This window comes from Microbacterium sp., assembly GCF_051953575.1.
In the GTDB taxonomy this organism is placed as follows: Bacteria; Actinomycetota; Actinomycetes; order Actinomycetales; family Microbacteriaceae; genus Microbacterium.
The window spans coordinates 1-6,754 of the sequence record NZ_JBQCIP010000139.1 but is presented as its reverse complement, the minus strand read 5'-3'; the positions used below and the strand labels follow the sequence as shown (position 1 = coordinate 6,754).

Annotated in this window: 7 protein-coding genes and 1 pseudogene; all 8 read left to right on the top strand. The window is 72.1% G+C overall.

Going from position 1 to position 6,754, the window contains the following annotated elements; all coding sequences use genetic code 11:
• Positions 1-104: pseudogene (locus ACTHNQ_RS08825) on the top strand (sulfate adenylyltransferase subunit CysD); the annotation flags it as partial.
• Entirely contained in the window at positions 104-1,414 is a 1,311-nt protein-coding gene (locus tag ACTHNQ_RS08820; RefSeq protein WP_440332919.1) for a sulfate adenylyltransferase subunit 1, read from the top strand. The pseudogene ACTHNQ_RS08825 and the gene ACTHNQ_RS08820, both read left to right, overlap by 1 nt.
• Positions 1,415-1,469: 55 nt before the next feature.
• Complete coding sequence (locus ACTHNQ_RS08815; RefSeq protein WP_440332918.1) at positions 1,470-2,558, top strand: ABC transporter substrate-binding protein; 1,089 nt, start codon at positions 1,470-1,472, stop codon at positions 2,556-2,558.
• A gap of 1 nt (position 2,559) precedes the next feature.
• A complete protein-coding gene (locus ACTHNQ_RS08810) occupies positions 2,560-3,438 on the top strand; it encodes an ABC transporter ATP-binding protein (RefSeq protein ID WP_440332916.1) in 879 nt (292 codons plus the stop codon).
• Positions 3,428-4,354: an ABC transporter permease gene (locus ACTHNQ_RS08805; RefSeq protein ID WP_440332914.1), complete on the top strand. Its 927-nt coding sequence runs from the start codon at positions 3,428-3,430 to the stop codon at positions 4,352-4,354. Before ACTHNQ_RS08810 ends, ACTHNQ_RS08805 begins: the two co-directional genes overlap by 11 nt.
• The gene (gene cobA / locus ACTHNQ_RS08800; protein WP_440332912.1) at positions 4,351-5,154 is read left to right on the top strand and encodes a uroporphyrinogen-III C-methyltransferase; all 804 of its coding nucleotides are present in this window, start codon (positions 4,351-4,353) and stop codon (positions 5,152-5,154) included. Before ACTHNQ_RS08805 ends, cobA begins: the two co-directional genes overlap by 4 nt.
• Positions 5,151-6,551: an FAD-dependent oxidoreductase gene (locus tag ACTHNQ_RS08795; RefSeq protein WP_440332910.1), complete on the top strand. Its 1,401-nt coding sequence runs from the start codon at positions 5,151-5,153 to the stop codon at positions 6,549-6,551. The genes cobA and ACTHNQ_RS08795 overlap by 4 nt, the downstream gene beginning before the upstream one ends.
• Positions 6,548-6,754 (top strand): ferredoxin (gene fdxA / locus ACTHNQ_RS08790; RefSeq protein WP_440330861.1); only part of this gene is annotated, 207 nt, incomplete at its 3' end. The genes ACTHNQ_RS08795 and fdxA, both read left to right, overlap by 4 nt.

Sequence of the window (6,754 nt, the reverse complement as noted above, 5' to 3'; positions counted from 1 at the left end):
CCGAGGTCGCCGTGTCGACCCTCACCGAGCGCGGGGCGACCCGTGCCGACGACCGCCTCAGCGAGGCGGCCATGGAGGACCGCAAGAAGGACGGGTACTTCTGATGACCGCGACGCTCACCGCCACCCCCACGCTGTTCCGGTTCGCGACGGCGGGTTCGGTCGACGACGGCAAGTCGACGCTCGTGGGCCGCCTGCTGCACGATTCGAAGGCGATCCTCGCCGACCAGCTCGAGCAGGTCGCCCGCACGTCGGCCGACCGCGGCTTCGCCCACGGCGCGTTCGACTTCGCGCTGCTCACCGACGGGCTGCGCGCCGAGCGCGAGCAGGGCATCACAATCGACGTCGCGTACCGGTACTTCTCGACCGGCGCGCGGTCGTTCATCCTCGCCGACTGCCCGGGCCACGTGCAGTACACGCGCAACATGGTCACCGGCGCGACGACGGCGGATGCCGTGATCGTGCTCGTCGACGGCCGCAAGGGGGTGCTCGAGCAGACCCGGCGTCACCTCGCCGTGGTCGCGCTGCTGCGGGTGCCGCACGTGATCGTGGCCGTCAACAAGATCGACCTCGTCGGCTTCTCGGTGGACGCCTTCGCCGACGTGGCCGCGCAGGCACGGGCCGTCGCGGCCGAGCTCGGCATCGACGACCTGCACGTGCTGCCCGTCTCGGCGCTGGAGGGCGACAACATCGTCGAGCGCTCGGAGCGCACGCCCTGGTACGACGGCCCGGCACTGCTGGAGCTGCTCGAGACGCTCCCCGCCGCCGACGAGGTCGAGCAGGAGCTCGAACCGCTGCGCCTCCCGGTCCAGCTCGTGCTGCGGCCGCAGGGCGGGCTCGCGCCCGGCATCGCACCCGACGAGGCCGAGCGCCTGCGCGACTACCGCGCCGTGGCCGGCCGCATCGCCAGCGGCATCGTGCGCGTCGGCGACCGGGTCGAGCTCTTCCCTGCGGGCACGAGCGCGACGGTCAGCGGCATCCGCTCGGCCGGGGTCGAGGTCGAGCAGGCCACCGCCCCGCAGTCGGTGTCGCTCGAGTTCGACGCCGACATCGACGCCGCCCGCGGGGCGCTCGTCGTCTCGGCCGGCACGCTGCCGGCGGCGCAGCGCGAGGTCGACGCCGAGCTGTTCCAGCTCGACGTGCGGGCGCTGACGCCCGGCATCCGGGTCCTCGTCAAGCACGGCACGGCGACCGTGCAGGCGATCGTCGCGCAGATCGAGTCGCGCTACGACCTCGACGCCCTGACGCACGAACCCGCGCAGGTGCTGCAGACCAACGACATCGGCCGCGTGCGGCTGCGCTTGGCGGCCGACCTGCCGCTGGAGCCCTACCGCACCAGCCGCCACGGGGGCTCGTTCCTCGTGATCCATCCGTCCGACGGCGCGACGCTCGCCGCCGGCATCGTGCGCGACTGATCCGTCGCGCGCACCCCCACCCATCGAGCAGGACCCGACCTAAGGAGGCGACACCGTGAACAAGATCATCCGCACGACGACAGCACTCACAACCCTGGGACTCGTAGCGGCCATGATGGCCGGCTGCGCCTCCGCCGCTGCGACCGACAAGCCCGCCGCCGACGCCACCTCCGCGGCGCCGTCGGTGAACGAGGTGCGCCTCGGCTACTTCGCCAACGTCACCCACGCCCCCGCGCTGGTGGGCCTCGAAGAGGGCCTGTTCGCCGACGCCCTCGGCGACGACGTGAAGATCACGACGCAGGTGTTCAACGCCGGGCCCGCCGCCATCGAGGCACTGTCGGCCGGCGCCATCGACGCGACCTACATCGGCCCGAACCCGTCGATAAACACGTTCATCCAGTCCGGCGGCGAGTCCGCCCGCATCGTCGCCGGCGCGGCGATCGGCGGCGCGGCGCTCGTGGTGCGCGACGGCATCGACTCGCCCGAAGACCTGAAGGGCACGACGCTCGCCTCGCCGCAGCTCGGCAACACGCAGGACGTGGCGCTGCGCAAGTGGCTCGGCGACGAGGGCTACACGACCGACACCGCGGGCGGCGGCGACGTGCACGTCACCCCGACCGAGAACGCGCAGACCCTCACCCTGTTCCAGCAGGGCCAGCTCGACGGCGCGTGGCTGCCCGAGCCGTGGGTGTCGCGCCTCAGCCTCGACGCCGGCGCCCACGTGCTGCAGGACGAGGCCGACCTGTGGGACGACGGCGAGTTCCCGACGACGGTGCTCCTCGTGCGCAAGCAGTTCCTCGACGAGCACCCCGATGTGGTCGCCGAGCTGCTCAAGGGCCACGAGGCCGCGGTGAAGTGGATCGCCGACAACCCCGACGAGGCTCCCGGCGTCATCAACGGCGCCATCGAGAAAGAGACCGGCAAGCCGCTCGACGACGCCGTCATCGAGCGCGCGCTGGAGCACGTGACCTTCTCGGTCGACCCGGTGGCCGACACCTTCGAGACGCTCGTGCAGAACGGCGTCGACGCGGGCACGCAGAAGAAGGGCTCGATCGACGGGCTGTTCGACCTGCGCCTGCTCAACAAGCAGCTCAATGCCGAGGACGAAGACACGGTCTCGGCTGCAGGGCTCGGCAAGGACTGACATGAGCACCGCTCCCGCTTCCGCCTCCGGGTCCGCCTCCGCGGCCCCGGAGGCGGGCGCTCCCGCTCCGGAGGGCGCTCCGAAGAATCTGCTCGCCCCGAGCTTCGACGGGGTCGCGCCGGTCGCGCCCGCCGCGGCGGCATCCGCTCCTGCCGTCCGCATCGACGGCGTCTCCAAGCGGTTCGGCAACGGCCCCGTCGTCCTCGACGACGTGTCGCTCGACATCGCGCCGGGCGAGTTCGTGTGCCTGCTGGGCGCTTCGGGATGCGGCAAGTCCACGCTGCTCAACCTCATCGCGGGCCTCGACAAGCCCTCGGCGGGCAGCATCGAGACGCCCGCCGGCGGGTCGGCGGTCATGTTCCAGGAGTCCGCGCTCATGCCGTGGCTCACCGCGCGGCGCAACGTCGAGCTCGCGCTGCGCCTGCGGGGTGTTCCGCGTGCCGAGCGGGGCGAGAAGGCGCTGTCGCTGCTGGATGCCGTGAACCTCGCGGATGCCGCCGACAAGCGCCCGCACGAGCTCTCGGGCGGCATGCGCCAGCGTGTGGCGCTCGCCCGCGCACTGGCGCAGGACCGGCCCGTGCTGCTGATGGACGAGCCGTTCGCCGCGCTCGACGCCATCACCCGCGACCTGCTGCACGAGGAGCTGGAGCGCGTGTGGCGCGCCGCCGGCCGCACGATCGTGTTCGTCACGCACAACGTGCGCGAGGCCGCGCGCCTCGGGCAGCGCGTCGTGCTCATGGGCAGCCGCCCGGGCCGCATCGTGCAGGAATGGCGGATCACCAAGACGACCGGCCGCCGCATCGAGTCGCCCGAGGTCGCCGCTCTGTCGGTCGAGATCACCGACCAGCTGCGCAAGGAGATCCGCCGCAATGCCGCTTGAGACCCCCACCGTCGTGGGCCCTTCGCTGGGCGCTCCGGCCACGGTCGTCCCCGACGACCTCCGCAGCCTCGCGTCCGGCCTCGACAAGCTGCAGACCGACGCCGACGCCGGCCCCGGCCGCTGGCGCCGGTTCGCGTCGAGCGTCCTGCCGCCGGTCCTGTTCCTGATCCTGCTGATCGTGGTGTGGCAGCTGTACATCGTGATCGCCCATCCCCGCCCCGACCTCGCACCGTCGCCGGCCGCCGTCGTGGCGGCGCTGGGCGACGCGTGGGAGTCCGGCCGCCTGCAGCTGGCCGTCGCGACGAGCCTCGAGCGGGGCATCATCGGCTTCCTCATCGCGATCGTCGTCGGCACGCCGATCGGCCTTCTCCTCGCCGAGGTGCGCCCGATCCGACGCGCCGTCGGCCCGATCATCTCCGGCCTGCAGGTGCTGCCCTCGGTCGCCTGGGTGCCCGCCGCCATCCTGTGGTTCGGCCTGTCGGACGCCACCGTGTACTTCGTCATCCTCATGGGCGCCATCCCGTCGATCGTCAACGGACTCATCGCCGGCATCGACCAGGTCCCGCCGCAGCTGCGCCGCGTCGGCACGGTGCTCGGGGCCTCGCGCTGGCAGCTCGCGACGGCCGTGATCCTGCCGGCCGCGCTGCCCGGGTACCTCGCCGGGCTGAAGCAGGGGTGGGCGTTCTCGTGGCGCTCGCTCATGGCCGCTGAGATCATCGCCACGGGCGGCACGATCGGCTTCGGCCTCGGCTCGCTGCTGGATCAGTCGCGCGAACTCGCGGATCTGGCGGGCGTGCTCGCCACGATCATCCTGATCCTCGCCATCGGCATCCTCATCGAGCTGGTCTTCTTCGGTCCCCTGGAGCGACGGATGCTGAAGCGCCGGGGCCTGCTCCTCACCGGAGGTGCCCGATGACCGGCACGACCGCCGCGGGCAAGGTCTGGCTCGTCGGCGCCGGGCCCGGCGACGCCGGCCTGCTGACGCTCAAGGGGCTGCGCGCCCTGGAGTCCGCCGATGTGATCGTCGCCGACCGCCTCGGCGCGCGTGCGGTGCTCGACGGCCTCGCCGCCGAGGGTGTGGAGCTCACCGCCGAGGTCGTCGACGTCGGCAAGCGCCCCGGCCACCACGCCGTGCCGCAGGACGCCATCAACGCCCTCCTCGTGCAGCTCGCCCACGACGGCAAGACGGTCGTGCGCCTCAAGGGCGGCGACCCGTACGTGTTCGGGCGTGGCGGCGAGGAGCTGTTCGCCTGCCACGCGGCCGGCGTCGCCGTCGAGGTCGTGCCCGGCATCACCAGTGCCGTCTCGGTGCCGGCGGTCGCCGGCATCCCGCTGACCCATCGCGGGGTCGCCACGGCCTTCACCGTCGCGACCGCACACGACCAGATCGAGACCCTCGGCGGCGGCCCGGACCACACCGTCGTGCTGCTCATGGGCGTCGGCACCCTGGCGAACTCGGCGATCACGCTGGCCCGCGGCGAGCGCGGCGGCGACTGCCCCGTCGCGATCGTCGAGGACGGCTACGGCGCCGGCCAGCGCGTGACGATCGGCACCCTCTCGACCATCGCGCATCAGGCCGCCGCGCGCGGCGTGCGCTCCCCCGCGGTCGTCGTCGTCGGCGACGTCGTGCGGCTGAGCCCCTACGCGCCCGCCGAGCTCGCGACCCTCGCGCTCGAAGACTTCGACCCCCTGATCCGGAAGGCCCCTCTCACGTGACCTCGTCGAATCCCCATAACCTCCGCGTCGCGATCGTCGGCGCCGGTCCCGCCGGCATCTACGCGGGCAACATCCTGACCAACACGGTGGCCGACGCGGGCGGTTCCGTCGCCATCGACCTGTTCGAGTCGCTCCCCGCGCCGTACGGCCTCATCCGCTACGGCGTCGCGCCCGACCACCCCCGCATCAAGGGCATCGTGAACTCGCTCCACGAGATGCTGGACGCCGGCACCACGCGGTTCATCGGCAACGTCGAGGTGGGCCGCGACATCTCGCTCGCCGAGCTGCAGGAGCGCTACGACGCCGTCATCCTCGCCACCGGCGCCATCCGCGACGCGGCGCTCGACATCCCCGGCATCGACCTGCCCCGCTCGTTCGGCGCAGCGGACTTCGTCGCCTGGTACGACGGCCACCCCGACGTGCCCACCGAATGGCCGCTCGACCAGCGCGAGGTCGCGGTCATCGGCAACGGCAACGTCGCACTCGACGTCGCCCGCGTGCTCGCGAAGCATGCCGTCGATCTGCGGCCGACCGAGATCGCCGACAACGTGCTCGCCGGGCTGGAGTCCTCGGCGGTGACCGACGTCCACGTGTTCGGCCGCCGCGGCCCCGGCGACATCAAATTCACGCCGATCGAGCTGCGTGAGCTCGGCGAGGTGCGCGATGTCGACATCGTCGTGCACGACGAGGATTTCGTCGACGCCGACCCCGCCGGCGCCGCCAACAACCAGCTCAAGGTCATGCTGCGCATCCTGAACAGCTGGCGCACGCGCGAGTCGACGGACGCGTCCCGCCGCCTGCACCTGCACTTCTACCACTCGCCCGTCGAGGTGCTCGGCTCGCCCGAGACCGGCGTGACCGGCATCCGGTTCGAGCGCAACGAGCCCATCGGCGACGGCAGGGTCCAGGGCACCGGCGAGTTCCGCGAGTTCGCCGTGCAGCAGGTCTACCGTGCCGTCGGCTACTACGGCTCGCCCGTCATCGACGCGCCGTTCGACGTGCGCGCCGGTGTCGTCTCGAACGTCGAAGGACGCGTGAAGGATGCCGCGGCCACGGGCGACGCGGATGCCCCGACGATCGCGGGGCTGTACGCGACCGGCTGGATCAAGCGCGGACCGGTCGGCCTCATCGGCCACACCAAGTCGGACGCGATGGAGACGATCGCGCATCTCGTGGCGGACGCCGAGGCCGGACGCCTCGCCGCACCGATCGTGGACGGCGATGTGCTCGACCTGCTCGACGAGCGCGACGTGGCCTTCACGACCTGGGACGGCTGGCTCGCCCTGGACGCGCACGAGCGCGAGCTCGGCGCGACCCACCAGCACACCCGCGAGCGCGTCAAGGTGGTGCCGCGCGACGAGCAGGTGCAGATCTCGCGCGGAGCCCTCGTTCCGTGACGTACGTCATCGCGCTCCCGTGCGTCGATGTGAAGGACCGCGCCTGCATCGACGAGTGTCCCGTGGACTGCATCTACGAGGGTGACCGTTCGCTGTACATCCACCCCGACGAGTGCGTCGACTGCGGTGCGTGCGAGCCGGTCTGCCCGGTCGAGGCGATCTACTACGAGGACGACCTGCCCGACGAGTGGCAGGACTATTAC